Annotated in this window: 23 protein-coding genes; 8 read left to right on the forward strand and 15 right to left on the reverse strand. The window is 71.7% G+C overall.

All coding sequences use genetic code 11. The features are described 5' to 3' along the window. Positions 1-135: 135 nt before the first annotated feature. The 3 genes from LADH09A_RS02315 (at position 136) to LADH09A_RS02325 (ending at position 4,269) form a co-directional block, all read left to right on the forward strand. Positions 136-1,290 (forward strand): sensor histidine kinase, encoded by a 1,155-nt coding sequence (locus LADH09A_RS02315; protein WP_238643073.1) that lies wholly within the window; start codon positions 136-138, stop codon positions 1,288-1,290. Next, complete coding sequence (locus LADH09A_RS02320; protein WP_238643074.1) at positions 1,287-1,889, forward strand: response regulator transcription factor; 603 nt, start codon at positions 1,287-1,289, stop codon at positions 1,887-1,889. Before LADH09A_RS02315 ends, LADH09A_RS02320 begins: the two co-directional genes overlap by 4 nt. A 130-nt stretch (positions 1,890-2,019) precedes the next feature. Next, positions 2,020-4,269: a hypothetical protein gene (locus LADH09A_RS02325; RefSeq protein ID WP_238643075.1), complete on the forward strand. Its 2,250-nt coding sequence runs from the start codon at positions 2,020-2,022 to the stop codon at positions 4,267-4,269. Here LADH09A_RS02325 and LADH09A_RS02330 read toward each other — a convergent pair. The 3 genes from LADH09A_RS02330 to LADH09A_RS02340 all read right to left on the reverse strand — a co-directional run bounded on the left by LADH09A_RS02330 (position 4,229) and on the right by LADH09A_RS02340 (position 6,669). Next, positions 4,229-4,957, reverse strand: a complete 729-nt coding sequence (locus tag LADH09A_RS02330; protein ID WP_238643076.1) for a GOLPH3/VPS74 family protein — start codon at positions 4,955-4,957, stop codon at positions 4,229-4,231. The genes LADH09A_RS02325 and LADH09A_RS02330 overlap by 41 nt on opposite strands. Positions 4,958-5,022: 65 nt before the next feature. After that, a complete protein-coding gene (locus LADH09A_RS02335; protein ID WP_238643077.1) occupies positions 5,023-5,742 on the reverse strand; it encodes an ABC transporter permease in 720 nt (239 codons plus the stop codon). A gap of 45 nt (positions 5,743-5,787) precedes the next feature. Beyond that, a complete protein-coding gene (locus LADH09A_RS02340; RefSeq protein ID WP_238643078.1) occupies positions 5,788-6,669 on the reverse strand; it encodes an ABC transporter ATP-binding protein in 882 nt (293 codons plus the stop codon). 236 nt (positions 6,670-6,905) lie between these two features. Between LADH09A_RS02340 and LADH09A_RS02345 the strand changes: the two genes are divergently transcribed. Continuing rightward, positions 6,906-7,499 carry a hypothetical protein gene (locus LADH09A_RS02345; protein WP_238643079.1) on the forward strand — a complete coding sequence of 198 codons (594 nt, stop codon included), beginning with the start codon at positions 6,906-6,908 and terminating at the stop codon, positions 7,497-7,499. Between the two features lie 88 nt (positions 7,500-7,587). On the opposite strand, the gene LADH09A_RS02350 is transcribed toward LADH09A_RS02345, so the two are convergent. The 11 genes from LADH09A_RS02350 to murQ form a co-directional block, all read right to left on the reverse strand. Then, entirely contained in the window at positions 7,588-8,352 is a 765-nt protein-coding gene (locus LADH09A_RS02350; protein ID WP_238643080.1) for a class I SAM-dependent methyltransferase, read from the reverse strand. Between the two features lie 29 nt (positions 8,353-8,381). Next, positions 8,382-8,801 (reverse strand): helix-turn-helix domain-containing protein, encoded by a 420-nt coding sequence (locus tag LADH09A_RS02355; protein ID WP_238643081.1) that lies wholly within the window; start codon positions 8,799-8,801, stop codon positions 8,382-8,384. Between the two features lie 126 nt (positions 8,802-8,927). Continuing rightward, a complete protein-coding gene (locus tag LADH09A_RS02360) occupies positions 8,928-10,598 on the reverse strand; it encodes a serine/threonine-protein kinase (protein ID WP_238643082.1) in 1,671 nt (556 codons plus the stop codon). Between the two features lie 84 nt (positions 10,599-10,682). Next, positions 10,683-11,411 (reverse strand): anti-sigma factor, encoded by a 729-nt coding sequence (locus LADH09A_RS02365; RefSeq protein WP_238643083.1) that lies wholly within the window; start codon positions 11,409-11,411, stop codon positions 10,683-10,685. Next, on the reverse strand, positions 11,408-12,022 hold the full coding sequence (sigK, locus tag LADH09A_RS02370) for an ECF RNA polymerase sigma factor SigK (protein WP_238643084.1): 615 nt from the start codon (positions 12,020-12,022) through the stop codon (positions 11,408-11,410). Before sigK ends, LADH09A_RS02365 begins: the two co-directional genes overlap by 4 nt. Positions 12,023-12,086: 64 nt before the next feature. Beyond that, positions 12,087-12,797 carry a class F sortase gene (locus LADH09A_RS02375; protein ID WP_238643085.1) on the reverse strand — a complete coding sequence of 237 codons (711 nt, stop codon included), beginning with the start codon at positions 12,795-12,797 and terminating at the stop codon, positions 12,087-12,089. Continuing rightward, entirely contained in the window at positions 12,787-13,575 is a 789-nt protein-coding gene (locus LADH09A_RS02380; protein ID WP_238643086.1) for a GVDTG sorting domain-containing protein, read from the reverse strand. Before LADH09A_RS02380 ends, LADH09A_RS02375 begins: the two co-directional genes overlap by 11 nt. Positions 13,576-13,727: 152 nt before the next feature. Further along, a complete protein-coding gene (locus LADH09A_RS02385) occupies positions 13,728-14,999 on the reverse strand; it encodes a CehA/McbA family metallohydrolase (protein ID WP_238643087.1) in 1,272 nt (423 codons plus the stop codon). Positions 15,000-15,076: 77 nt separating this feature from the next. After that, positions 15,077-16,177 (reverse strand): Gfo/Idh/MocA family protein, encoded by a 1,101-nt coding sequence (locus tag LADH09A_RS02390; RefSeq protein ID WP_238643088.1) that lies wholly within the window; start codon positions 16,175-16,177, stop codon positions 15,077-15,079. Beyond that, on the reverse strand, positions 16,147-16,857 hold the full coding sequence (locus tag LADH09A_RS02395; RefSeq protein WP_238643089.1) for a ThuA domain-containing protein: 711 nt from the start codon (positions 16,855-16,857) through the stop codon (positions 16,147-16,149). The genes LADH09A_RS02390 and LADH09A_RS02395 overlap by 31 nt, the downstream gene beginning before the upstream one ends. Before the next feature lie 141 nt (positions 16,858-16,998). Continuing rightward, entirely contained in the window at positions 16,999-17,892 is an 894-nt protein-coding gene (murQ, locus tag LADH09A_RS02400; RefSeq protein ID WP_238643090.1) for an N-acetylmuramic acid 6-phosphate etherase, read from the reverse strand. 184 nt (positions 17,893-18,076) lie between these two features. On the opposite strand from murQ, the gene LADH09A_RS02405 reads away from it, so the two are divergent. Genes LADH09A_RS02405 through LADH09A_RS02415 form a run of 3 tightly spaced genes read left to right on the forward strand, consistent with a single transcriptional unit; the run spans position 18,077 to position 23,741 of the window. After that, entirely contained in the window at positions 18,077-19,642 is a 1,566-nt protein-coding gene (locus LADH09A_RS02405; RefSeq protein ID WP_238643091.1) for a sodium:solute symporter, read from the forward strand. A gap of 11 nt (positions 19,643-19,653) precedes the next feature. After that, entirely contained in the window at positions 19,654-20,850 is a 1,197-nt protein-coding gene (locus LADH09A_RS02410; RefSeq protein ID WP_238643092.1) for an anhydro-N-acetylmuramic acid kinase, read from the forward strand. A 23-nt stretch (positions 20,851-20,873) separates the two neighbouring features. Beyond that, positions 20,874-23,741, forward strand: coding sequence for an FAD-binding and (Fe-S)-binding domain-containing protein (locus LADH09A_RS02415; RefSeq protein WP_238643093.1), 2,868 nt, complete (start codon positions 20,874-20,876; stop codon positions 23,739-23,741). Between the two features lie 9 nt (positions 23,742-23,750). On the opposite strand, the gene LADH09A_RS02420 is transcribed toward LADH09A_RS02415, so the two are convergent. Then, the gene (locus tag LADH09A_RS02420) at positions 23,751-23,933 is read right to left on the reverse strand and encodes a ribonuclease (RefSeq protein WP_238643094.1); all 183 of its coding nucleotides are present in this window, start codon (positions 23,931-23,933) and stop codon (positions 23,751-23,753) included. Positions 23,934-24,475: 542 nt separating this feature from the next. Here LADH09A_RS02420 and LADH09A_RS02425 point away from each other — a divergent pair. After that, the coding region (locus tag LADH09A_RS02425; protein WP_238643095.1) for a condensation domain-containing protein at positions 24,476-26,334 on the forward strand (1,859 nt) is incomplete at its 3' end.

The raw sequence follows: 26,334 nt of genomic DNA on the forward strand, positions 1-26,334 counted from the left end.
TCACGTTCTCCGCCGGGTAAGCGTGCCGGCCGTGCCAGCGGCGGCCGCAGACCCTCCTCGCTGGCGACACCACGTCATGACGAGATGTGACGTGGTGTCACTGTCGCTGAGCTGGCCCGGCGGAATACTGAGGGAGTGACCGCGACCTCACTGCGCATCACCGAGTCGACGCAGAGACGGCTGCGCAGGCTCAGTCTCATCACCTCACTGCCGTTGGTCGTGCTCGCCGCGGCGGTCCTCCTGTACGCCGACACACACGCCTGGTGGCACCTCGTCATTCTGGCGCCGGGTGTCGTGGCGGCCCTGGTGGCCTTCGAACGGTGGACCGCGAACGACCTCGCCCGGGTCGCCCTGCCCTGCATGATCGTCACCGGAGCGGTCTGGCCACTCGGGGTGCTGCTCACCGGCAGCCCCAACGCGTACTGGGGCTTCTGCTCCGTCGGTTCCCTCGCCCTGCGCGAGGTGCGGCGACGTCGTGCTCTGGCGGTGGCCGGGCTGATCATCTACGTCGCCGTCGTCGGGGCGGCGCGGCTTGCGGTGCAGCAGGACGACGTACGCGACGTCCTGGTCACCTACGTCCTCATCCCGACCGCCCTCACCACCCTCGTCATCGTCCTGACGGTGCTGGGCGAGCGGTTCTACGACCTCATCCGGGAACTGGAACAGACCCGGGAGCGCGAAGCCGAGCTGGCCGTCTTCCGGGAACGCGTCCGGTTCGCCAGCGACCTGCACGACATCCAGGGCCACACCCTGCACGTGGTCAAACTGAAGATCGCGCTCGCGCAGAAGCTGCTGCTCCGCGACGCCGGCCGGGCAGAAAAGGAGCTGCAGGAGACGTACGCCCTGGTCAGCGACACCATCGCCCAGACCAAGGAACTCGCGTACGCGCAACGGCGACTCAACCTCTCCGCGGAACTCGAGAACGCGAAGAACCTGTTCGAGGCAGCCGGCATCCGGGTCCGGGTGACCCGGGAGGCCGAGGTCGACACCCGCGCCAGCGAGCTGCTCGGCCAGGTCCTGCGTGAGACGACCACCAACATCCTGCGGCACGCCCAGGCCACCCGGGTGCAGATCACCCTCGCCGAGTCGGGCATCAGCATCCTCAACGACGGCGTGAGCGGCGACAGCGTTCCCGAGCTCAGAGGGCTGTCCGCCCTGCGGCAACGGGTCGCCGCCGACGGAGGTGAACTGACCGTGGAACAGGCGAACGGCCAGTTCCTGACCGCCGTGACGCTCCCGCCCGCTCGGGTCGACGCGATCCCGGCGGCAACGCGGGAGGGACGTCGATGATCACGATCGTGCTCGCTGACGACGAGGTGCTGCTCCGCAAGGCCCTGGCCGCACTGCTCCCCCTGGAGGGCGACATCACCGTCCTCGCCGAGGCGCAGGACGGCGAGTCGGCCGTCGAAGCCACCCTGCGGCACCAACCTGACGTGCTGGTCATCGACCTGGAGATGCCGGGCATGGACGGCCTCGACGCCGTCGCGCAGATCCACCGGACACTCCCCGAACAGGTGATCCTCATGCTGACCCGCCATGCCCGCCCCGGCGTGCTGCGCAAGGCGTTGAAGCTCGGTGTCCAGGGCTTCGTCAGCAAGTCCGCCGAGCCGGCGCACATCACCTCGGTCATCACCGGCCTGCACGCCGGCAAACGATGGATCGACCCGGACGTGTCCGCCCTCGCCGTCATCGACGACTGCCCGCTGACCGAGCGCGAACTCGACGTACTACGGGTGACCAGCGAGGGCTACTCGGTCGCCGACATCGCCGCCCGCCTGCACCTCGCGCAGGGCACCGTACGCAACTACCTCTCCAACGCCATGCAGAAGACCCAGACCCGCACCCGCCACGAGGCGGCCCGCTACGCCCGCGAACACGACTGGCTCTGAGCAACGGGCGTGACCATCACCGCCAGGGTTGCTTCTGCTCTCGGGGGGTACGCGCGTTCCGCCACGCGGGCGCCGTCGGATCAGCCGAGCGGGCCGGTGAGCCGCGTACATGCCGGGGGGCCGGTACCGGATGGATCAGCGGGAGGTGGTCGGGCGCGCCGGAGCTGACGGCGTGGTGGAGCTGCGGGTGCACGGGGTGTCCGCCACGGGTCCGGACGACCTGCTGGATCGGCCGCACGTACAACAGGTGGCGGGTGACCGCAGGGGCGGTTTCTACCGACCGCGGCCGGACCAGTACGACAGCGACCACGCAGGCGGAGTCACCCTCGAGGCCTACCGCTGGAACAACCTGCCGGCCGGCACTGCGGTGCGAACGCTGTCGATGGTGATCCTGCTGCCGTTCATGCTGATCAACCTGGCCATCTGGATGCGTCCGGCCGGGGCCGGGCCCGATCCGGTCTTCAAGGCCCTGTGCCGACTGTTCGCGCTCAGCCTGACCGGCATGTACGTGCTGAGCGCCGTGGGAATCGCGCTGGATGTCATCGCCTGGAAGTGCATGTCCTCGCCCGAATGCGTGGCCGGGCGCAGTTGGCTGTCCTGGCTCGGGGGACGCCCGGCCGGACTGCGCCTGGCGGTGCTCGCGCTGGTGCCGGTTGCCGCCATCAGCCTGGTCTGGGCGATCAGCGCGCGTCCGGCGCTCCCCCTCCAGGCCTTCCGGACAGCCGACCAGCCGAACCCGGCGCAGCAGCTCACCGCCGTCGGCCGGTGGGACAGCGAGCCGCTGGTCGGTCGGCTGCGCTCGATCCATGTCGCGGCGGCGTTTGTCACGCTGGACCTCAGTCTGCTGGGTGCCCGGTCCGCACAGGGTCTGTCGGGCGGCACCCTGGCGCTGGCGGCTGCTTCCGTCCTTGTGCTGGTCACCTGTGTGGCACTGCTCTGCACTCCCCCGCTGACGGAGCGGACGGAATGGCGGCTGGACCGGGTGGCCAGCATGCTGCGCAGCTTCACCCTCGGCCTGACCGTCGTGGTCTGGGTGGACGTTCTGACCAGTTCCGGCTCCTGGCCGGAGGACAACGGGCTGCCCGGCTACAACCTGGCGGTCGTCGGGCTGTTCGTCGGGCAGGCGGTGCTCCTGGCGGCCCTGGGAGTGGTGCTGTTCCGGCACCGGAATCGACAGCCGGATGCCGCGCCTCTGCTCGGGTTCGGCGCCCTGGCGACCGCTGTCGCCGCGATCAGTCTGGCGGTCGCGTTCTCCGCCGAACTCGTCTATCGGGTGTCCGACGTCCTCAACAGGGGCGCGCCGACCGCGGACGCACTGATCACCAGTCCCCCGCGTGCGTGCGTCTGGGTGATCCTCGGTTTCTCGCTGGCGGTGCTGGCGACGCTGGCCGTCGGTGGCGTGGTGTCTCTGGCGTCACGACCGGGACGGAGCCGTGCCGCAGCGTCGATCGTTGCCCGCGACTTCCCCGATGCGCCGGCCGATGCCAGGACGCGGTTGCGGCAGGTGCGCAGGACCATTGCCCGCGCCCGCTTCACCGAGAGGGTGGTGCCACTCGCGGTGCTCTACGCCTGCCTCGCCGGACTCGCCATGACGACCGTTGCGCTCGGCCTGCTGCCGACGCCTCCCAGCGAGCTGATCCAACGCTACGTGGGCCTGCCGGTCGGCTTCGTCAACTTCAGCATCGGTGTCGGCAGCTACCTGATCGCCGCCATCATCGTCGGCTTGATCATCGGCGGGATCTTCGCCTACCGCACACCCGGGTTCCGTCGTTACGTGGGCGTGCTGTGGGACCTGGGCACCTTCTGGCCGAGAGATGCCCACCCGTTCGCGCCACCGTGCTACGCCGAACGGGCCGTCCCCGAACTGACCCGCCGGATCACCTACCTCGTCGACTCCGGCAACACGGTGGTGCTCACCGGGCACAGCCACGGCTCCGTCCTCCTCGCCGCGACCCTGCTGCAACTGCCGCCACGGGTCACCGACCGGGTCGCCCTGCTCACCCACGGCTCACCCCTGCGTCGGCTGTACGCCCGGCTGTTTCCCGCCTACGTCAGCGACGAGGTGATCCACGAGATCGCCGAGCGGGTCGGCTGGCGGTGGGTGAACCTGTGGCGGGACACCGACCCCATCGGCGGCTCAGTCTTCCCGCCACAACAACCCGACGAGACGCCCACCGCAGTCGGTCGGATGGCACCGGTGGACCGACGGCTGTGCGATCCGTACGACGTCGTCGCCCCGCCCGGCGACATCTTCCCGCCGCCGATCAGGGGACACTCACCCTGCGAGTCCGACCGGGCGTTCGACGCGGCGGTGCGTGAACTCGCCGACCGCCTCCGCACTACCGGGGAAGCACGGCCGCCGCCACGACGACGTTGTTGACGATCGTCGCGGTGACGGTGCGGGTGACCGCTTCGGCGGCGGCCCCGGCGCCCCAGTCGCCCCGTTCGAGGTCCTTGGCGCGGGTGATCACCGGAGTGGTCCAGGGGATCTCCCGGTCGAACTGGGGAAGCGTCCCGCTGCCCGAGAGCAGAGCGCCGAGAGCGGCCACCCGGGGTTGCGGTTCAACGCCGTCGACGAGCACGTCGCGAACGTCCCGGAGGAGGCCCGCCCGGCGTCCGGTCCCGCCGTCCTCGAGGACCTTCGTGGTGAACAGTCCCAGGGACTTGCGACTGGAACGGCGGATGTCGCCCCGTTCGACGAGTCGGTCGAGCACCGGGGCACGCAGCGTCGGCCCGATCGCCGCGAGCACGGTCTGGATGCCGCGCGGCTTCTCCGCGAGGTAGCCCCACGCGGATCGCAGGATGTCGTCCGACGGCGGGCGGTCCGCGACGGCCTCCACCCGCACCCCTCCCCGACCGGGAACGGTACGCACGTGCTCGCCGAGCCCGAGATCGGCGAGCACCGCCCCCGCGAGAACGTAGAAGAGCGTGTTCTCACCGGCGATGACCCCGGTGCCCCGGAAGCCGGCATCCGGCTGGAACAGGAGCAGCAGGAGATCCTCCGCCAGGGTCGGGGGCCCCGCCTCGGTACGGCGGTCGGTCTGGGGTTCCTCGGGTTGCTGAGCCATCGGGTCCACCTCTCATCTCGTCGTTCTGTTCACGGTCGCCTGGTCGTGGTCGTCGCCGGCCTGGATCACCGGCGGGGCTCCCAGCGGAAGAGCCTGGTGGCGAGGGCTATGGCGACAACGACCCAGCCGAACGTCGGTGCGAGCAGGAGGAGGGAGTCGGTCACGGCGACGCCGCCGTTCCAGGCGTTCACGGCCATCTCGGTGGCCGAGCCGCCGGGCAGCAGCCGCTTGAGCACGGTGAGGTCCTCGGTGCCGCTGATGCCCACCCAACTGGACACGGCGACCACGCCGAGGGTGACGGGCAGAGTGGTGACCTGGGCGTGCTCGGGCGAGTTCGTCAGCCCCGCCGTGGCCAGCCCCAGGCCGATCATCATGGCCAGGGTCGCGAGGACCGCCACCACCAGCAGGACGACGTTGGCAGGCCCACCGGCGACCACGGCCAGTGCGGTCAGGATCGCGGTGACCTGGACCACGGCGAGGATCGTGACGGGCAGCAGCAGACCGGCGAGGATGCTGCGGTCACTCGCCACGGTGGATCGCAGCCGCTTGAGGAAGAGGTTCTGCCGCCGCGATGCCAGGGTGGTGACGGCCGTGGCGTAGAGCCCGAACGCGGCCACGGTGAACATCACGATCGCCGCGATGTAGCCGAGGCTGCCGACAGCCGCGAAGGTCTCGTGCTGACGGACGAAGAGCGCGCTGACAGCCACCGGAACGATGAGGCTGGTGATCAGCACCAGCCGGTTCCGGAAGATCTGGATCAGCTCGCTGAGGGCGATGGGAAGCATGGTGGGAGTTTCCTTTCGGGGAAACGAGTCGGTGGCCGGCGCCGGTCAGCTGCCGATGGCCCGGAAGACGTCGTCGAGCCGGGTCGGCCCGGCCTGGAGGTCCCGCAACTCCACGGCATGATCCTGCGCCCACCCGAGCAGGGTGTGCAGGTCCTTCTGCAGCCCGAAGGTCTCGACTACGACCTTCCCGTGGGCGTCGACGACCGCCTGCAACGGCAGCGCCGGTGCCACCGGCGGTAGCGAGAACCGGATGACGGCCGGAAGCGTGCGGGTCAGTTCGGAGACGGTGCCCTCCCGGTGGAAGGTGCCCTGGTGCATCAGCCCGATCCGGTCGGCGCGCTGCTGCGCCTCTTCCAGGTAGTGGGTGGTGAGCACGATGGTGGCGCCGTTCTCGCGCAGCCGGTCCACCGTCGCCCACAGGGCGTCGCGGGACTGGATGTCCAGACCGGTGGTCGGCTCGTCCAGGAAGACCAGCTCGGGGGTCCCGTAGACGGCGGTGGCGAAGTCCAGTCGTCTCTTCTCACCGCCGGAGAGCTGGGACACCTTCCGACCCGACCTGCCGGTGAGGTCGACGATGTCGAGCACCCGGTCGACGTCGTCCGTCCGCCGGGTGAGCCGGCCGATCAGGCGTACGGACTCGCGAACCGTGAGGTCCGGGGAGAAACCACTCTCCTGGAGCATGACGCCCACCCGGGGACGGACGACGCGCCGATCCCGTGGACTGTGCCCGAAGACCCGCACGGTTCCGGAGGTCGGCGTGCGGTGCCCCTCGATGGTCTCCAGGGTCGAGGTCTTTCCCGCCCCGTTCGTGCCGATCAGCGCGTACAGCTCCCCGCGCCGTACCTCGAAGGAAAGATCCCGGACGGCGTGGAAGTCGCCGTAGGTGACGTTCAACCGTTCGACTTCGATGACAGGTGTGGTGGACATGCACCAATGACACCGCCGGCCGGCCCGATCCGTCAGTGGCACCACGTCACCACCGCATGTGACGTGGCGTCACTGGTCGCGACCGGTCCCGGCGTCGGCGGACGTGGCTCACCAGGGCCGGTTTCCCGTGGGCGGGGGAGCGTGTCCCCCCGCGGAGGGGATCGCTTCCGTTCCCGGATCGCCGACCGTGGAGGTAACAGAGCCGCGGCACCGCGGCCGGATCGGGGAGGACGACCATGCGCAAGACACTCGGATGGGGCATCGCGGCGGCGACGATGCTGGTCGCGGCGGCGACGCCGGCCGGGGCCGCGAACCACCGGCCCGCCCAGGTGAGCGGATCAGCGGAGTTCGCTCTGCCGTACGGGCAGGACGGCGACGTGCGGTCGTTCGCCTTTGACGCCCGGTCGGCGCCCTACAGCCGACCGATCCCGCTGAAGGGCGGGGAGAAGGGTTCTCCCGCGGACGCCACGGGCACGGTGCGGGTCGCACACTGGCTGGCCACGGAGAACATCACCGTCCGCTTCGAAGCGGCGGTCGACTGCATGATCACCAGCCCGGGTCACGCGACCCTGACCGGGGTCGTCACCCGCGCTGACGAGAAGGCCCGCGACTTCCTCGGCCAGCGGGTCGGTTTCAGCGTGCAGGACGGCGGCCGTGGCCGGGACCGGGTCGGCTTCACCTGGTCGGCCAGCGCCGATCAGGACGAGGCAGGCGAGTGGGGTCCGTCCCGGATCGGCACCTGCCTCGCGCCGGCCGCTTTCGCCATGGTGACCCGCGGCAACTACACGGTGCGGCACGCCGAGCTGACCGCGCCGCCCGAGGGTCGCTGACCACCACCGCGTTGTGACAGCACCACGGCGGGGCGGGGATCGTCCCGCCGTGGTGCCGCCCGCGCCTGCGACGATCCGATCGTGTCGATCACCGACGAGCTGTGACGATCCAGGCGCGCGAGTCGAAGTGAACGCCGCTGTCGGCCTGGTGGGCGTCGAGGGTGGTACGCAGCCGCGTGCGGGCCCGCTCGGCGGCCGCGTCGTCACGGTTCGCCAGCAGGTCGGCGAACTCCCACAGGCGGAACACCGCATCGAAGGCGGCGGCGCTGTCCGGACCGTAGTAGACCGGTACGTGCACGTCCGTGAAGTCGACGGCGGCGAAGCCGGCCACCACCAGGATGTCCTCCGTGACGGTCGGGTCGGCGAGGGAGAACGCGTTCGGACCGCGACTAGGGGCTGGCTCGTCGGTGAACGTTCGGCGGATCTCGGTGGCCCATTCGTTGCGGTCACGGTCCTGCCAGACCAGCAGCACCAGTCGCCCGCCGGGGCGCAGGGAGCGGCCGATGTTGGTGAACGCGGCGACCGGGTCGGCGAAGAACATCGTTCCGAACCTGCTGATGCAAAGGTCGAAGTGCGCCGACGGGAAGCGGTGCACCTGGGCGTCCGCCTGGTGAAAGGTGATGTTGGGCAGGCCCTCGTCGTCGCTGAGCTGACGGGCCCGTTCGAGCATCGGCCCGGAGATATCGATGCCTGTCACGCTGCCGTTCATCGCGGCGCGGGCGGCGTCGCGGGTGGACTGGCCGGTGCCGCAGCCGATGTCGAGCACGCGGTCGTGAGAGCCGACGCGGGCAGCGGCACGGAAGAGTTCGTTGTGCAGGCGCAGTTCGGCGTCGTAGTCGAACAGGTCGGACATCACCGTCACCGGATCCTCTCGATACCTGATCAGCTGGCCCGGGACGACCGGTGGCGCCCGAGACGGCGCAGGACGGTCAAGATGTGCTCTCTCTCGGCGGCGGTGGTGCGGGGATCGACCAGTCGGTCCCGGACGGCCATCAGAAGCACCTCCGCCGCCGGGTCCGCAGCCGGCACCGCCGGCGCCGACGAGTCGTACGCCAGCGGGGTGAGGGCACGCAGGGCCGCGCCGAGTGGGAGATCCAGGGTCGCGCAGAACGCCCGGACCTTGGGCAACTCCGGGTGGTGCTGCCAGTCACCGGACAGCCACCGGAAGACGGTGGAGCGACCGACGCCGCTTCGCGCCGCCACCTCCGTGATGGACCAGCCACGCTCGTCGCTGGCGGCGTCGACCGCGTCGCGCACGAACCGGGCGAACGCGTCCTGCGCGGCCCGTCGGGTGTCACCCATGTGCTGGCCGTCGCCTCCCCCGTCGTCGTGTGTGCGTTCTCCGCCCTTCGTCACACTGTCGCATCACCGCCACAATAATCGAAAAATGTTAATGCCCCCCATGACCCGAGGGGCCACCCCGTCGCATCAGTCGAGACGGAAGCTCGCCTGGGCCAGGCGCTGCGAGGGCCCGGTCGCGCCCCACTGGCTGTCCCGGGCGATCCAGGACAGGCTGTAGGCGCGGGTCCTGCTGTCGTTGACCAGCAGCCGGCGGACATGCAGGCGCTCACCACCGGCCTGGTCACAGGTGTATTCCCATTCCGCGGCGCCACCCGGGCGGATGACCGGTCCGATGCTGATCTTCCGGTAACCGGGCAGCGCACCCGCCTTCGATGCCTCGCGCTCTGCCGCCTCCCAGCGCGTCGACGGCACGCTGGACGCTTCGGCGGTGAGGTCGACGGCGACGGCCCGCACCTCGGCGGGGTCGCGGAAGCAGACCGTCTCGCCCTCGGTGTGCCGAGTCCACCCCACGGGCACCGCCAACAGGAAGCCGGCCCGGTCCTGGTGCCAGGTCCACCCGTCCGGCAGGGCGTACGGCAGCGGCGCGCTGGACTCCCGCAGGGGCTCGGCCTCGCCGGCGGCGTCATCGTCCAGGCAGAGGTGGGCGGGTGGTGCCGCCGTGGTCGTCTCCAACGCACCGGCCGCCGCGCCGCCCGGTGCGGCGGCCGGAGCGCCGGCCTGGTCGCGCAGGCCGCCGATCACGGTGCCGGTCGCCGTGACGACGACGGCCACGACGGCGAAGAGGCCCAGCACGGCGCCGACGAACGCCCAGGCCGACGTCCGGTCCCGGGTGGTCGAGGCCGTCACCGGGATGACCGTGGTGTCGGCCGCGTCCTGGCCGGTCGGGACCACCGGCACGGCGCGTCGTGGGCGACGCCGCAGGTGGATGACGGGTACGCGCCGCCGGCGGCGCGGTCGGGGTGCCGGCACGGGCCCCATGGGTACGGTCGCCGCGGCCACATGCTCCAACTGGTCGCAAGCCTCCTGGGCGGACAGGCGCTGGCGGGGGTTGCGCAGCAGGAGGCCGGTGACCGTGGGTTCGAGCGGCAGGACGGTCATCCGGTCCGGCGTCTCGGTGGCCAGGGCAGCGAGCGTGGCCAGGGTCGACGGCCGGGTCCACGGCGGCCGGCCCTCCGCAGCCAGATACAGGGTCGCGCCCAGAGCCCACAGGTCGGTGGCGGGGGTGGACCTGCCGTCGCGGGCGCGCTCCGGCGCGACGTACTGGACCGTCGACAGGGTCGGCGTGACGACGGTCGCCGGGTCACGGCTGTCGAAGATCGACAAGCCGAATCCGCCGAGCAGGACGCGGCCGCCATCGGCGAGGAGCACGTTCTGCGGACGGACATCCCGGTGCACCACTCCCATCGAATGGGCGGCGCCCAGGGCGGCGAGCAGGTGCAGACCCACCCTGGCGACCTCGGCCGGAGCGAGCGGGCCGTCGGCGGCGACCACCTCGGACAGCGAGCGGGAGGGCACGTGCTCCATGACCAGCCACAGGTAACCGTCGGCGCTCAGCACGTCCCACATGCCGACCACGCCCGGATGGTCCAGGCCGGCCAGGCCGCGTACCTCCCCGAGCGTCCTGTCCCGTAGACGCGACCGTTCCGCGTCGCTCACCCATCCTGGTAGAGCGATCTGCTTGAGCGCGACGTGCCGGTCCAGCACCTCGTCGCGTGCCAGCCAGACGCGTCCCGGGGTCGCGGTGTCCCCGATCGGCAGAAGCCGGCGGTACCGGCCGGCGAGCGGTTCGTCATCCATGTGAGTGATTCGGAGCCGCTCGCGGCCCGGATGGGTGGATGACGGGCTGGGCCGGCCGATGGTGTGGTCACGGCCGGCCCGGGCTCAGCTCAGCTCGACCGTACCCACGATCTGCGTGGGGGCGGCGGAGCCTCCTGCGGGCTCGTTGGACACGCCGAACGTGCCCGCCTCGGCGACCGGACCGATCACCGTGGTCGACGCCCTGACACCCTCGGCGAGCTGTCCCACCTTGCGGGGCTGGCTGCCGCGGATGAGCCAGAGCTCGTAGATCCGCCCGGGGCCGGCCTCGGGCAGGTCGCGCAGCAGCACCACACCGCGGTCGCGGTTGCGGGAGACCACCACGGTGGCGGCACCGCCCGGCTCCAGCGACCGCTCGAACACCCGGGCGTCCGGTGCGTCCAGCACAGCGGCGATCTGACGGGCCTGCGCGCTGCTGGCCTGCTCGTCGCTGACCCGGTCGTTGCTCACGGTCCAGGTCACCGCGCTCGCGCCGCCGGCCACGAGGATGGCTGCGGCGGCGGCCACGGTGAGCTGTCGCCACCTGCCTGCCCGCCGTCCGGCGCTGGCGCCTCCGACGCCCGACCTCAGCTGTGGGGTGCGCGCCACCTGGGCCAGGGTCCGTTCCCGCAGTCCCGGAGGTGTGGCCTCGACGACGGTCTCGTCGGCGAGCCGCGCGGCCGTCTCCCGCAACTCGGCCACCTCCACGCGGCACGGCTCGCAGTCGGCCAGATGCCGCTCGAACGCCGCGCCCTCCAACTCGTCGACCGCGTTCAGGGCGTACGCGCCGGCGAGGGTGTGAATGTCGGCGCTCATGCCCGCCCCTCCATCTCGATGCCCAGGCAGTCGCGCATCCGGATCAGTCCGTCGCGCATCCGCGTCTTCACCGTCGGCAGCGGCGCCTTCAGCTTCTCGGCGACCTCACGGTAGGTGTGGCCGCCGTAGTAGGCCAGGGTCACCGCCTCTTTCTGGACCGGCGTCAACCGGCCCAGGCACCGGCGCACCTGCTCCCGCTCCAAGCGGGCGGTGACGTCCTCGACCACCTCGTCGTACGGGACGTGCGACTCGGTCGCGGCGACCTGCCGCGCACGGTTGTGGTGCGCCTGCTCGGAGCGCACCCGGTCAACGGCCCGGCGGTGCGCCATGGTCAGGATCCACGCCGAGGCCGAGCCTCGACCGGCGTCGAAGCGGCCGGCGGTGCGCCACACCTCGACCATCACCTCCTGCGTCACCTCCTCCGCCTGCGCCGGGTCGCGCAGGACGCGGCGGGTCAGCCCGAGGACCCTGCCCGCCACGCTGTCGTAGAGCGTCGCGAACGCCGCCTCGTCGCCGCGCGCCACCCGCGAGAGCAACTCGTCGGCGGTCGGGCTTGCGGTGTCCTGCGGCACCGACCGCAGGCGTCGCGCCTGTTCCGGTTCACCGCTCATACTCGGCAGGTCCTTTCCTGTTCGGGCGACGCGCCGACGCGCCACCGGAGGTGGACGGTGCGCATCAGGCGGGATGCGCGTGGGCGAGACGCGCGTACACGATGACGTTGTCGCGGTAGTGCTGCGTGCTGTCATCGAACTCCCCGCCGCAGGTGATCAGGCGCAGCGCGGCGTGGTCGGTCGACCCGTAGACCTCGTCGGTGGGAAAGCGGTCCTTCGGATACTGCTCGACCTTGGTGACGGTGAACATCGCGGTGCTGCCGTCCTGCCGGTCGACCGTGATCGCGGCCCCGACCTTCACCCTAGCGAGGTCGAAGAAGGTTCCCCGCTGACCCTTCCAGTTGACGTGGCCGGCCAGCACCGCCGGGCCGAGCGCACCGGGCATCGGCGCCCTGGTGAACCAGCCGACCTCGGCGGCGCTGTCCGGTACCTGCATCGCACCGTCCGGTTGCAGGCCCAGGGCGACCGTCGCCGCGGCGGCCTTGAGCGACGGGATCGACACCCGCACCGGCGGTGAGCCGACCATCAGCGGTCCCGAGGTCAACTCACCCGGCCTGGTCGCCGGAACGGGCGACGTGTTCGCGGCCGGTGCCGCAGCGGACGCGTCGGGTCGGGGTGGGTCCTCGCCGCGACCGGCGACCGCGAGACCGATCGTCACGGCCGCCGTCACGGTGAGGACGCCGGCCACCGCCGGGAGCGCGTAGCGCCCTCGACGGTGGCCGGCAGGCACAGGTACGTCGCCGTTGTCCATCGGATGGTCCGGCTCAGCGCTCACCGGCGAACCGGCGGCGCGCGACGACCGCACCGGCGGCGCCGAGCAGCGCGAGGCCACCCACGGCGTACATGGTCATCGGCGACCCACCGGAGGTGCTGCCGTCACCGGTGGCGACACCCCCTGCGGGTACGGAGCCGGCGGCCGCGCCGCTGACCATGCCGCAGGTGGCGGGGTCGGTGGCCTCGGCGGGGATGCCGTTGACGCCGACGGACTTGGCGAACGTCGACTCGCCGAGCGCCTCCATGTCGTACTTGCCGTTCTTGTTGGCGTCGATGCCGTGCTGCACGAGGTGCAGGTCCTTGAGGTGCTCGATCGTGCCGGTGGGCAGCTCGGCGGCCGGGATGGTGCGCTCGTAGCTGAGGTTGCCCTTCGCGTCGGCCGTCGGCATCCGGTCCACGGCGAGGCCGCTGGCCTTGGTCGTGTCGCCGGTGGTGGTCAGCGAGATGAAGATGTCCCCGTACATCTTGAGGCCCTCCTCGGTGCTGACGTACCCGTTGCCGTTCGCGTCGGCGGACTTGTCCGGGCAGTGGAAGTCCATGCCGTTGGCCGCGCCGTGCACGTGCTGGGCGTGCGGCGAGTTCGGCGTCATGCCCGTGGACCGGATCATGACCCTGAGGTCGCCGCCGCTCGTCGCGGTCAACGTCGCGGTGCCCTTCGCGCCGGTCTCGTTCAGGTCCTGCAACTGGACCTGAACGCTCTCGTCGGCGTGCGCGACGCCGGGAAACGCGAGGATCAGCGCGGCCGCTGGCACGGTGAGCAGGGCTCGGGACAATCTCACAACAGATCTCCGTCTCCGCCGGTACGGCGTTGGTACTCAGGTGCGGTCGGGAGGGATTCGTGGCTCGGGAGCTGCCGGATTGGTGCCGGGCCGGAAACTTTTCCGGCCCGGCCGGCGAACCACTCAGCTGCTGCGATCTTGCGCCGCGACGGTCAGGGCCGGAGCCACCAGGGGCTGGTGTAGGCCACCGCGAAGTCGTTGCACGGGTGACCGGCCGGGCCGGGGGTGCCGTTGGGCAGGGACGGGTCGGAGATCCGGAGCACCACCCAGTCGCCGTCGGTGACGTCGAGCGGCACGGTGAAGTCGGTGACCCGGCCGTTGACGGTGTCGACGACGTCGACGACTGTCGGCGCCGACGTGCCGGGACGGAGGACCTGGATCCGCAGGGGCTTGCCGTCCCAGACCGGGCCGCGGTCCAGATCCAGCAGGAACCGGACGTCGCCCGAGGTCACGTTCAGCACCCCACCCATGCGTACGCCGTTGGCCGTGGCGTCCACCCGCAGCCCGGAGACGCGCGTGGCGAAGGATCGGCGGGCCGCCATCGCCTCGAACACGGCGGCGCGGGTGTTCTCGGCGACCCACAGACCACTGCGGCCCTTGCCCTCGTGGAAGCCCCAGGTGGTGCCGTGCTCGTCGGTGACACCGGTCAGCGCCGGCCGCCAACCGGCGTTCAGGCAGGCCACCAACGGTGACGTCACGCCTGACGACCAGCCCTCGAAGAGGAAGTCGTCGGTCCGGTTGAACATCTCCAGCCCCACGAGCTGATCTCGGGCCGAGGCGTTGAAGGAGAAGTTGTTGAACCGGCCCGCCTCCCGACCCGGGTGGTTGAAGCTCGCCAGACCCCCGGGTCGGCCGGTGAGCCAGTTGTACAGGCTGCCGGGGCTGCCGGCCCGCAGCAGGTCGGCGAAGTCGGAGGTGTTCCAGACGTTGATGTGGCCCTGGAGGGGATGTGACCACTCGAACCCGCGGATCGCCGTGAACTGACCCGGGTCGTTGGCCGCGTTGGCCAGGTCACCGGTGGTCCGCCACTCGGACGAGCTGAGCCCCTCGATGGAGAAGAGCGTGGCGTGGTCGGTCAGCGCGGCGACGTCCAGACCGGCCTCGCGCATCGAGGCGAACGCGGCCTGGGCGCTGCCGTCGCCGTCCGACATGACCGTGTGGTTGTGCATGTCGGTGTGGACCAACGTGGTGCCCTGGGTGATCAGGGACGTCCGGCCAGCGCCGGCCGCCGCGGTCGGGGCGCCGGCCATGGTCGTGGTGGCCGCCCAGGCCGAGGTCGGCAGCGCGGCCAGCATCAGCGTTCCGCCGGCACCGGCCAGAAGCGTCCGCCGGCCGAAGCCCGCGGGGACGTCAACCTGGCCGTACGGCACCTCGTCGCCGGATCCGTGGTCGTGGTGGCAGTGGTGCGGTGCATGTGCAGTCATGAAGATATATTGATGCCAGTCGAGCTGACCGAGACCTCACACCGAGTGGTCGGTCCGGCGAACAGCGCGGAACGCCTTTACGCCGCCCAGTTCTCGACCGGGGTCAGCGGCACCGGGTCGGGCCGTTCCACCACCGTCGTCAGCTCGATCCGCCGTCCTTCGGCTGCCGACCGGAGCAGGGCGGTCATCGTTTCGAGCACGTGCATCGCGACGTCGCCCCCCGCCCGCGGCGGACGCTGACCGTCGGCCCTGACCAAATCGATCAGACCGATGCCTCGGGAGGCCTGGGCGTAACCGGCCCGGGGTTCGAGGACGCGCCATTGCGTGCCGCCGAGCGCGAAGAGGCGGACCTCGCCGTCGAAGTAGTTCGGGTCCGGCACGGCGAGCGTGCCGGCCTCCCCGTGCACCTCGATCGGCGCGGCCGTCGTCGCGACGCCGTCGAAGCTCGTCGTGATGGTGGAGAGAGCACCGCTGGCGTGCTCCAGCACACCGCTGACGTGGGTGTCCACCTCCACCGGAACCCGCTGGCCGGTGCGCGCGCCCGAGCCGATGACGCGCTCGGCGCGCAGGCGGCTGGCGGCTCCGACCACCGCGCGCACCGGGCCGAGCAGGTGGACGAGCGCCGAGACGTAGTACGGCCCCATGTCCAGCAACGGGCCGCCGCCCGGGGCGTAGTAGAAGTCGGGGTTGGGATGCCAACGCTCGTGCCCCGCCGTGACCATGACCGCCGAGGCGGACAACGGCCGTCCGATGAGGCCGCCGTCGATGGCCGCCCGCGCCGTCTGCGTACCCGTCCCCAGGACGGTGTCCGGCGCGCACCCGACGCGGACGCCGGCTGACGCGGCCCGTTCGATGATCGAGCGGCCGTCCGGGAACGTCACGGCGAGCGGCTTCTCGACGTAGACGTTCTTGCCCGCGTCGATCGCGCCGAGCGAGATGTCGGCGTGCGCGGCGGGGATCGTGAGGTTGAGTACCGTCTGCACGTCCGGGCGGGCGAGCAGGCGCTCGACGCTCACCGCCTCGGCCCCGGGAATCGTGGCGGCGACCGCGGCCGACCGGGAGGCGTCGAGGTCGGCCAGCGCGGCGATGCTCACCGCGGGGTGGTTGGCGAGCGTGTCCAGGTACGCGCGGGAGATGACCCCGAGGCCTACGACGCCGACGCGGTGCGGGTCGCCCACAGCATCCCCCTCTCGATGACGGCACGCACGCTCGCGTGTTCCAGCACGTCGAGGCTGTGGCCCGGGGTCGTCACGACGACGCGCCCGGCACCCCAGAGTCGGGTCCAGATCGCCGGCGAGGTGACCGGGCGGTGCCACGGGTGCCACGCCTGCGTCGGGTGGGTGGTGACGGCCAGGACGTCGATGAGGTCATCGTGCAGCACCCAGTACTGCTCGGTGACCAGGTCGAAGTCCTCGACTCCCGCGGTGATGGGATGCGCCCGGCCGAGGTCGGTGATGCGCACCGTGTGCGGCAGGAAGTTGTCCTCCGGGCCACCGTGACGCTCGCACGGCTCCTTGCCCGGATGGGTCGCGAACTGCCCGCCCACCAGCTGGAGGTAGTCGGACGACGCGCGGAACGCATCCACGATGCCGCCGTGCCAGCCGGTGAGGCCCGTGCCGGCGATGACCGCCGCGCTGAGGCCCGCCACCTGGTCCGGGGTGATCTGCGACATCGTCATGCACTGCACGACGAGGTCGGTGTCGGCCATCGCGGCGGCATCGGCGTAGATCTCCGTCGACTCCTCGACCCGTACGGCATAGCCGTTGCGGTCGAGGAAGGGGATGAACAACTCCGTCGCCGCGACCGGCTGGTGCCCCTCCCAGCCGCCCCGCACCACCAGTGCTCTGCGCTGCGTCACCCTCGCTCCTCCCCCGGCCCGTCGCCACCGGGTTGGCCGCTCCCGCCCGGACGACAGGCCGATACCCGCGCCAGCCGGGCACCGAAACGGTACCCGGCGTGGCACCACAGAGGACAGTGGCGCGGTTCCGCCTGCCGTGGCTCAGGCCGCGACGGCCGCCCGGACGTCGTCGTCGGCGGCGCGCAGCCGTGCGGTGGCCTCCTCCGCGGTGCAGTGCGCGAGCAGCAGCACGATGGCCGTCTTCGCGTGCCCGTGCGCCGCCGCGAGCGCCCGCGTGGCGGTGTCGAGATCGGTGTGGGCGGCCTCGGCGACGATCCGACGCGCCCGGTCGACCAGCTTCTCGTTGGTGGCGTTCATGTCCACCATCAGATTGCCGTAGACCTTGCCGAGCCGTGCCATCGTGGCGGTCGAGAGCATGTTGCAGACCAGCTTCTCGGCGGTGCCGGCCTTGAGTCGGGTGGAGCCGGTGAGGACCTCGGGGCCGGTGGGCACCTCGATGGCGACGTCGGCGTACCGGCTGATCACCGCGTCGGAGTTGCAGGCGACGGAGACGGTGGTCGCGCCTCGCGCGCGGGCGTGGGCCAACCCACCGACCACGTACGGGGTACGACCGCTGGCGGCGAGCCCGACCACCGTGTCCCGGGCGGTCAGGCCGACCGCGTCGAGGTCGGCGACGGCCCCGGCCGGGTCGTCCTCCGCGCCCTCGACGGCGACACCGAAGGCGCCGGCCCCGCCCGCGAGCAGGCCGAGAACCTGGTCGGGCGACGTACCGAAGGTGGGTGGGCACTCGACGGCGTCGAGCATGCCGATCCGCCCGCTGGTGCCGGCACCGAGATAGATCAGTCGCCCGCCCTGGCGCAACGACGCCACGACGACGTCGACGGCGGCCGCGATGTCCGGCACGGCCTGGCGGACGGCCTGCGCGACCGAGCGGTCCTCGTCGTTCATCGCGAGGAGCAGCTCGGTGGGAGACATCCGGTCGAGGTCGCTGGTCCGGTCGTTGCGGGTCTCGGTGCCGAGGGTGCTGAGGTCCACGGGGTGGTCGTTCCTCTCGCTGGTGCTCGCATCGCCGGCCGACGGGAGGCGGCTCGCCGGCTCGCGCTCCCCATATCAGCAGGCTGGAGCCTCAGCGTAGCCAGCCCGGACCGGCACTGGCAAAAAGTTTCGCGTTACTCTCGGCTAACGTCACTTATTGACAACCGCTGGTAGGGAGCGAGCCGTGCGTCAACTCGACCTCGTTGTGATCGTGCTGTACCTCGTGGTGATCGCCTTCGTCGGACTCCGCCTGTCCGGCAAACAGAAGTCCTCCAAGGACTACTTCGTGGGTGAGGGCAAACTGCCCTGGTGGACGGTTTCGTTCTCCGTGGTCGCCACCGAGACCAGCGTCCTGACCGTGATCAGCGTGCCCGGTGGGGCCTACAGCGGTCAGGGGTTCGGCAACGTCGAGCTGGCCCTGGGCTACGTCATCGGTCGCGTCGTCGTGGCCGCGGTGCTCATCCCGCTCTACAAGCGCGGTGGCTTCGTCAGTGCCTACCAGTACCTCGGTGAGCGGTTTGGCCTGAAACTTCAGGGTCTGGCATCGGTCACGTTCGTCTTCACGCGGCTGCTCGCCGAGGGCGTACGACTGTTCGCCTCGGCGATCCCCATCAAGCTGCTCCTCGACGAGCTGGGCCTGAACGTCGGCTACCAGGCCATCATCATCGTCCTCACCGTGATCACGGTGGTCTACACCTACCTCGGTGGCATCAAGGCGGTCATCTGGACCGACGCCATCCAGATGGGGCTCTACCTGGGCGGCGCGATCCTGGCCATCGGGGTGCTCAGCCACGCCGTCGGCGGCGACGGCTACGCGCAGGCGCTGGACGCCGGCAAGTTCCAGCTTTTCGACACCAACTTCGACCTCGCGCACGTGCTCACCAGCCCGTTCGCCCTGCCGACCGCGATCATCGGCGGTGCGATCTTCGCGATGGCCAGCCACGGCTCCGACCAGCTGATCGTCCAGCGCATCCTGTCCACCCGCACCCTGCGCGAGGGCCAGAAGGCGATGATCTCCTCGGGCATCTTCGTGGTCATCCAGTTCGCGGCGTTCTCCCTGGTCGGTGCGCTGCTGTGGTCGTACAACAAGGGTCAGACCTTCAAGGAACTGGGCCTGAACAGCAGCGACAACCTCTACCCGAACTTCATCCTGCACGCCCTGCCGGTGGGCATCTCGGGTCTGCTGGTGGCCGGCATCCTCGGCGCGGCGATGGGCTCCCTGTCGTCGGCGCTGAACTCGATGTCGAACTCCACCGTCGCGGACTTCATCCACAGCTTCTTCAAGAAGGTCCCGTCGGACGACGTGATGCTCCGGCTCGCCCGGGTGATGACCCTGGTCTGGGCGGTGTTCATGGCGATCTTCGCCTGCGCGTTCAGCTCCAGCACCGGGAACGTCTACCTGACCGGCCTGACCATCGCGGGCTACACCTACGGCGCGCTGCTCGGGGCCTTCCTGCTCGGCCGCCTGGTCAGCCGGGCCAACCAGGTCGACGCGGTGATCGCCTTCCTCGTCACCGTTGCGGTGATGACCTACATCGTCCGCTACGTCAAGATCGACGTCACGACGGGCGGGACCACCGTCCAGACCGCCATCGCCGCGCAGTGGCTGGTGCCGATCGGCGTCCTGGTCACCCTGTTCGTCGGCGCGGTGTCGAGCCGGTTCCACCCGGCCCCGGCGGTTCCCTACGACCATGGACGCACCGACGAGGTCGACGACGACCCGGCGGCAGCGCCCGCCAGCCGGGCATGAAGGAGGACGGGATGCGCGTGATCGGCCTGATGTCCGGCACCTCCTACGACGGCATCGAAGCCGCCGCGGCCGAGTTCGACCGCAGCGGCGACACCCTGCGGATGCGACCGCTGGGCCGGATCAGCCACCCGTACCCCGAGGAGCTGCGTGCTCTGATCGCCGCCGCCCTGCCGCCCGCGCCGACCACCACCGAGGCGATCTGCGTGCTGGACACCGGCATCGGCCAGGCCTTCGCCGAGGCCGGCGCGCGGGCCCTCGCGGAGCTGTGCGACGGGCACGCCGACCTGGTCGTCTCGCACGGGCAGACGATGCACCACTGGGTCGAGGCCGGCGCCGTGCGGGGCACGCTCCAACTGGGCCAGCCGGCCTGGATCGCGGAGGCCACCGGTCTTCCCGTCGTGGCCGACCTGCGCAGCCGCGACGTCGCCGCCGGCGGCCAGGGCGCTCCCCTGGTCGCCCTCTTCGACGCGCTGCTGCTGGGTGGCCTGCCCGGCGTCCCCGCCGCGCTGAACCTGGGGGGCATCGCCAACATCACCGTGGTCGCGCCGGACGCGGACCCCCTCGCGTTCGACACCGGGCCGGCCAACGCGCTCCTCGACGCCGCAGCCCGCCACTTCAGCGGGGGCACCCAGGAGTACGACCGGGACGGGCGCGGGGCCGCTGCCGGGCAGGTGGACCCGGCCCTGCTGCGGCGGCTGCTCGACGAGCCGTACTACCGGCTGCCCGGCCCGAAGAGCACCGGCAAGGAACTGTTCCACCTGCCCTACCTGCTCGCCGCCCTCGCCGACGCGCCCACGCCGGATCCGCGGGACGTGCTGGCCACACTCACCCGGCTGACCGCGGTCACGGTGGCCGACGCCTGCCGCGACCACGGCGTCACCCGGCTGATCGTCTCCGGCGGTGGCGCGCACAACCCGACGCTGATGCGCATGATCGCCGACGAGCTGCCGGGCGTCGGCCTGTCGTCCAGCGACGACCTGGGTGTGGCGTCGGACGCCAAGGAGGCGCTGGCCTTCGCGCTGCTGGGCTACCTGACCGTGCACGGGCTGCCCGGCGCGCTGCCGTCGGGCACCGGCGCGCGGCACCCCTCGGTGCTCGGCAGCATCACGCCTGGCCGCCAGCCGCTGCGGCTGCCGGAGCCGGTCGACACCGCTCCCCGCCGGCTGCTGATCGCCGGCCGTCCCGCCGTGCCACCGGTGGCCGGCTGACCACGTCCCGGGAGGACCCGTCCATGCACCCCGTCGTAGGACCACCCACGCCGACCGCCGCCCGCGCCCGCGAGGTGACCGAGCTGCTGCGCTCGCGCCTCGACGACCCGACCCGGGCCAGCGCCGAGCTGCCCCGGCGGCTGGCGGCGGCGCACGACGCCTCCCCGTACCTGTTCGAGCCGCAGGCCGTCGTTCGCGCCGCCTCGGCGGCCGAGGTGGGGGCGCTGATGGCCGGCGCCCGAGAGGCCGGCGTGCCGCTGACCCTGCGCGGCGGCGGCACCAGCCTCGCCGGGCAGGCCGGCGGCGCGGGGGTGCTGGTCGACGTGCGCACCGACTGGCGGCACGCCGAGGTGCTCGACGACGGCCGCCGCATCCGGCTTCAGCCCGGCCTGACGATCCGGCAGGCCAACGCCCGGCTGGCCCGCTACCGACGCCGGCTCGGCCCGGACCCGGCCAGCGAGGCCGCGTGCACGGTGGGCGGCATGGTGGCCAACAACTCCAGCGGGATGACCTGCGGCACCACCGACAACGCGTACCGCACCATGGAGTCGCTTCGCTTCGTCCTCCCGTCCGGCACCGTGGTCGACTCCGCCGCCCGCGACGCCGACGACCGGCTGCGCGCCGACGAGCCCGAGCTGTACGCCGGGCTGCTGCGCCTGCGCGACCGGGTGCGCTCGACGCCGGGATCGCGCGCCACCATCGAGCGGCTGTTCACCATGAAGAACACCATGGGGTACGGCCTGAACTCCCTGCTCGACCACAGCAGCCCGGTCGAGATGCTGGCCCACCTGATGATCGGCAGCGAGGGCACGCTCGGCTTCGTGGCCGAGGCCGTCTTCCGTACCGTCGAGATCCACGAACACGCCGCCACCGGCCTGCTGATCCTGCCCGGCCTCACCGACGCCACCGATGCGCTGCCCGCCCTGCTCGCCGCCGGTGCCCGTACCGCCGAGCTGCTCGACGCGGCCGCCCTGCGGGTCAGCCAGCGCGACCCGGGTGCGAGCCCGGCCCTGCGCGGCCTGACGATCACCGGGCACGCCGCGTTGCTGGTGGAGTTCGCCGAGGACAGCGCGGAGCGGTTGGCCGCGACGCTGGGCGACGCCCGGCCCGTGCTCGACCGACTGCCCGCCGTTACCGGCACCGAGCTGACCCGCGACCCGCGCGAGCGGGCCAAACTCTGGCACCTGCGCAAGGGCCTCTACACCGCGGTCGCCGGTGCCCGCCCGCCCGGCACCACGGCCCTGCTGGAGGACGTGGCGGTGCCGCTGCCGCGCCTGACCGGCACCTGCGACGGGCTGATCGGCCTGTTCGACCGGCACGGCTACTCAGACGCGGTGATCTTCGGACACGCCCGCGACGGCAACCTGCACTTCATGCTGACCCAGTCCTTCGACACACCGGCCGAGATCGACCGCTACGCCCGGTTCACCGACGACATGGTCGACCTCGTCCTTGCCGAGGGGGGAACGCTCAAGGCGGAGCACGGCACCGGCCGGGCCATGGCACCCTTCGTCCGCCGCCAGTACGGCGACGAGCTGTACGACGTGATGCGCGAGCTCAAGCGGTTGTGCGACCCGAGCGGCCTGCTCAACCCCGGTGTGCTGCTCAACGACGACCCGACCGTGCACCTGCGGCAGCTCAAGGCCGTTCCGACGGTCGACCCCGAGCTGGACGCCTGCGTCGAGTGCGGCTACTGCGAGCCGGTGTGCCCCACCGCCGACGTCACCACCACGCCCCGGCAGCGCATCGTCCTGCAACGACAGATCGCCCTCGCCACCGCCGCCGGCGACGAGGAACGCCGCCGGGAGCTGACCACCGACTACGAGTACGCCGCGGTGGACAGTTGCGCCGCCGACAGCCTCTGCGTCACCGCCTGCCCGGTCGGGATCGACACCGGCGCGGCGATGAAGCGGCTGCGCGCCGAGCGGCACGGCCCACTCGCCCAGCGCACCGCCCGCTCCGCCGCGCGGCACTGGAAGGGTGCCGTGACCGGCGTCCGGGTGGGATTGAGCGCCGCACACGCCGTACCGACGCCGGTGACCCGCGCCGCCACCCGGGTGATCCGAGGGCTGGGTGCCAGTGAACTCGTACCGAGGTGGAGCGACGACATGCCGCGCGCCGGCGCTCCCCGCCCCGGCCCCCGGAGCGCGCCGGACGCGCAGGCGGTGTTCTTCGCGGCCTGCGTCGGCAGTCTCTTCGCGCCCGAGGGCGGCCCGGCCGGCGACGCGGCGGCGGCGTTCCTGCGCCTGTGCGAGCTGGCGGGCGTGCCGCTCGTCGTGCCGGCCGAGACGGCGGGCCTGTGCTGCGGAACGCCGTGGCAGTCCAAGGGCTACCCCGCCGGGCACCGGGAGATGGCCGAGCGGACCCTCGCCGCGCTCTGGACGGCCAGTGACAACGGCCGGTTGCCCATCGTGTGCGACGCCTCGTCCTGCACCCACGGGCTGACCCAGCTGACCGGCGCGCTGGCCGACGAGGACCAGGCGCGTTACCGCGACCTGCGCTTCGTCGACAGTGTCACGTTCACCGCCGAGCACCTCCTGCCGGCGCTGCCGGCACCGCGTCGGCTGGGCTCGTTGGCCCTGCACCCCACCTGCTCCACCGTGCACCTGGGCGGCATCGACGACCTGCGCACGGTGGCCCGGGCGGTCGCCGACACCGTGACCGTGCCGGACAGTTGGGGCTGCTGCGCCTTCGCCGGTGACCGAGGGCTGCTGCATCCCGAGGTGACCGCCAGCGCCACCGCGGCCCAGGCCGCCGAGATCAACCAGCGTGGCTACGACGCGTACGCCTCCTGCAACCGCACCTGCGAGATGGGCATGAGCCGGGCCACCGGGCAGCCGTACCGGCACGTGCTCCAGGTGCTCGTCGAGGCGGTCGAGCCGCTGGCGTAGCGGGACGGGCTACTCCTCCGGGACGCGCGGCCCCACCTCACCGTGCCGGAGGTGCTCCTCGTTGCGGTCGGCCTCGCTGTCGGCGTGCGCGGCGCCGGCGCCCGGGTCCGTCGTGCGGCGTCCCTCGGCGTCCTGATACACCTCACCGGTTTCGAGGGCTCTTTCCTGCTGACTCTGCTCAGGGGTGGTCATGACCGCCCACCTACCCTCCGGCCGCGCCAACAAACGGTCACCGGCGTTAATGCCGCAATTTAATGGCCGATCATCGGCGCAATCCGGTTCGGCATGAAATGGGAACGGGATGGCTGCGAAAGCCCTCCGGTAGCCGAGTTCCACCATTCAGTCGAGAACCGGTCACGGGTTCGACCCGAGCGACCGACGGCAATGGACGAACGCGCATCGGCCCCGCACCGAAAGCATCGACGGCCGACACGATCTGTGGATCCCAGCAAAGATCACGAGTGTGATGATGTGACAGGGAAGCGCATCGGAAGAACGACAGCTGTCGCATGAACGACTGGCCACCTCCACCGGCATGGGTAGCTTCCGAGCCGCGGGGTGACCGATCGGTCGTGTCACCACATCCCCGCGCCGCAGCCGCTTGACCGGTGCCGCCGACCCACGTCGACAAACCGTCACAGCAGGCTCGGATGCGAAGTCAGGAGCCATTGCTGGACCGGGCCGCCGCGTGGGCGGATTCGGCCGCTGTTGGCATCACGAAGGAGACGGACGCGATGACCGACGTCATGCGGCCCCGGCAGGCGACGCCGGTCGTGCCGCGCCGGCGCGACCCTGCCGGCGCCCGGGCCGCGGCCACCCACGAGCAACGCCAGATGTGGTCGTTGAGCCGCCTCGACCCCGACCCGGCCAGCTACCTGGTGCCGTTGGCGTACCGGCTGGTCGGGCCACTGGACGTGCCGGCACTGGCCGGGGCGCTCGACGCGCTGGTGGCCCGGCACGCCGCGCTGCGCACCACGCTGGCACCCGACCGCCCCGCCTCGGGGCCGACCGGGGTCGACGCCGCGCCGGGCCTGGTCCAGGTGGTCGACGAGCCGCGACCAGGGCTGCTGCGGGTGCACGACCTGGGCGGGCTGCCCGCGTGGCAACGCGACCAGGAGTTGCAGGCCCGGATGCACGCGGAGACGCGGGTCCCGCTCGACCTGGAACGCGGGCCGGTGCTGCGGGCCAGCCTGCTGCGCTTCGCTGCGCAGGAGCACGTGCTCCTGCTGACGTTCCACCACGTCGCCGTCGACGAGTGGTCCCTCGGCATCCTGCACGACGAGTGGGAACGGCTCTACGCCGCGCACCGCACCGGACGACCCGCCGACCTCGGCCCGGTCGTCGCCGACCAACGCGATCATGCGGCGTGGCAGCGCGACTGGCTGCACGGGGCCGAGGCGGCGGCGCAACGCGACCACTGGCACGCGCGGCTCGCCGACGCGCCCGCAGTCCTGGAGCTGCCCACCCGTGGGCCCCGACCCGCGGTGCCGTCCGGCGCGGGGGCCACGGTGTCGTTCCCGCTGGACGTGCCCACCGACGGGCTGCTGGCACTGTGCCGACGCCTCGGCGTCTCCCCGTACATGGTCATGCTCGCCGCGCTGCACGTCCTGCTGGCCCGCTGGACCGGGCAACGCGACATCGTGGTGGGCACGCCGGTGGCGAACCGCCGGCGCTCCGAGGCACAGCAGCTCGTCGGGCTGCTGCTCAACACCGTCGCGGTCCGGGCCCGGTTGGACGACGACCCGTCGTTCGAGACGCTGCTCGCACGGGTACGCACCGCCGCCGGCGACGCCCTGGACAACGGCGAGCTTCCCTTCGGGACACTGCTGGAGTCGCTGCGCCCGGCCCGCCTGCCCGGCTTCGCCCCGCTGTTCCAGGTGATGTTCGTGTACGGCCGCGAGACGCCACCGCCCAGCCTGGACGGCATCGAGGTCACCCCGATCGAGGTGCCCGGCACCACCGCCAAGTTCGACCTGACCGTCTCGGTGCGGGAGAACGCCGACGGTGTGCGGACCGTGCTGGAATACCGCACCGACCTGTTCGACGACGACGCGATGACCCGCCTCGCCGGGCACTTCCAGACGTTGCTGCGCTCGCTGGTGGCCGAGCCCGGCGCACCGGTCGGCGCCGCCGCGATGCTCAGCGCCGACGAGTACCGGCAGCTCGTCGTGGCGGCGAACGCCACCGCCACCCCCGCCGAGCCCGACGACCTGGTCCACGTGCTCATCGAGCGGCAGGCACACCGGAACCCGGACGGCGTGGCGGTGACCGACGGGGACACCGCGCTGAGTTACCGCCAGCTGCACACGGCGGCAGAGGCGCTGGCGGAGACGCTGCGCGGGCGGGGCGTGGGCATCGGCAGCCTGGTCGGCGTGCTGTTGCCGCGTGCTGTCCCGTTCGCGGTGGCGGTGCTCGCCGCACTGCGGGCCGGTGCGGCCTACGTACCCATGGATGTGGCGAACCCGCCCGCCCGGCTGCGGTACCTGATCGACGACACGGCCGCGCCGGTCGTCCTCACCTGCGCGGAGCTGGCGCACCTGGTGCCCGACGGCCTGGCGCTGCTGGTGCCGAACGGCGCAGCGCTGGCAGCGCC

Origin of the sequence: Micromonospora cabrerizensis, assembly GCF_022230955.1 — a bacterium.
Classification (GTDB): domain Bacteria; phylum Actinomycetota; class Actinomycetes; order Mycobacteriales; family Micromonosporaceae; genus Micromonospora; species Micromonospora cabrerizensis.

What these genes read in the sequence shown, in the direction of transcription:
- LADH09A_RS02320 (WP_238643074.1), top strand. Translation starts at nt 1,287, where the DNA reads ATGATCACGATCGTGCTCGCTGACGACGAGGTGCTGCTCCGCAAGGCC.
- LADH09A_RS02325 (WP_238643075.1), top strand. Translation starts at nt 2,020, where the DNA reads ATGGATCAGCGGGAGGTGGTCGGGCGCGCCGGAGCTGACGGCGTGGTG.
- LADH09A_RS02330 (WP_238643076.1), bottom strand. Translation starts at nt 4,957, where the DNA reads ATGGCTCAGCAACCCGAGGAACCCCAGACCGACCGCCGTACCGAGGCG.
- LADH09A_RS02335 (WP_238643077.1), bottom strand. Translation starts at nt 5,742, where the DNA reads ATGCTTCCCATCGCCCTCAGCGAGCTGATCCAGATCTTCCGGAACCGG.
- LADH09A_RS02340 (WP_238643078.1), bottom strand. Translation starts at nt 6,669, where the DNA reads ATGTCCACCACACCTGTCATCGAAGTCGAACGGTTGAACGTCACCTAC.
- LADH09A_RS02345 (WP_238643079.1), top strand. Translation starts at nt 6,906, where the DNA reads ATGCGCAAGACACTCGGATGGGGCATCGCGGCGGCGACGATGCTGGTC.
- LADH09A_RS02350 (WP_238643080.1), bottom strand. Translation starts at nt 8,352, where the DNA reads ATGTCCGACCTGTTCGACTACGACGCCGAACTGCGCCTGCACAACGAA.
- LADH09A_RS02355 (WP_238643081.1), bottom strand. Translation starts at nt 8,801, where the DNA reads ATGGGTGACACCCGACGGGCCGCGCAGGACGCGTTCGCCCGGTTCGTG.
- LADH09A_RS02360 (WP_238643082.1), bottom strand. Translation starts at nt 10,598, where the DNA reads ATGGATGACGAACCGCTCGCCGGCCGGTACCGCCGGCTTCTGCCGATC.
- LADH09A_RS02365 (WP_238643083.1), bottom strand. Translation starts at nt 11,411, where the DNA reads ATGAGCGCCGACATTCACACCCTCGCCGGCGCGTACGCCCTGAACGCG.
- sigK (WP_238643084.1), bottom strand. Translation starts at nt 12,022, where the DNA reads ATGAGCGGTGAACCGGAACAGGCGCGACGCCTGCGGTCGGTGCCGCAG.
- LADH09A_RS02385 (WP_238643087.1), bottom strand. Translation starts at nt 14,999, where the DNA reads ATGACTGCACATGCACCGCACCACTGCCACCACGACCACGGATCCGGC.
- LADH09A_RS02410 (WP_238643092.1), top strand. Translation starts at nt 19,654, where the DNA reads ATGCGCGTGATCGGCCTGATGTCCGGCACCTCCTACGACGGCATCGAA.
- LADH09A_RS02415 (WP_238643093.1), top strand. Translation starts at nt 20,874, where the DNA reads ATGCACCCCGTCGTAGGACCACCCACGCCGACCGCCGCCCGCGCCCGC.
- LADH09A_RS02420 (WP_238643094.1), bottom strand. Translation starts at nt 23,933, where the DNA reads ATGACCACCCCTGAGCAGAGTCAGCAGGAAAGAGCCCTCGAAACCGGT.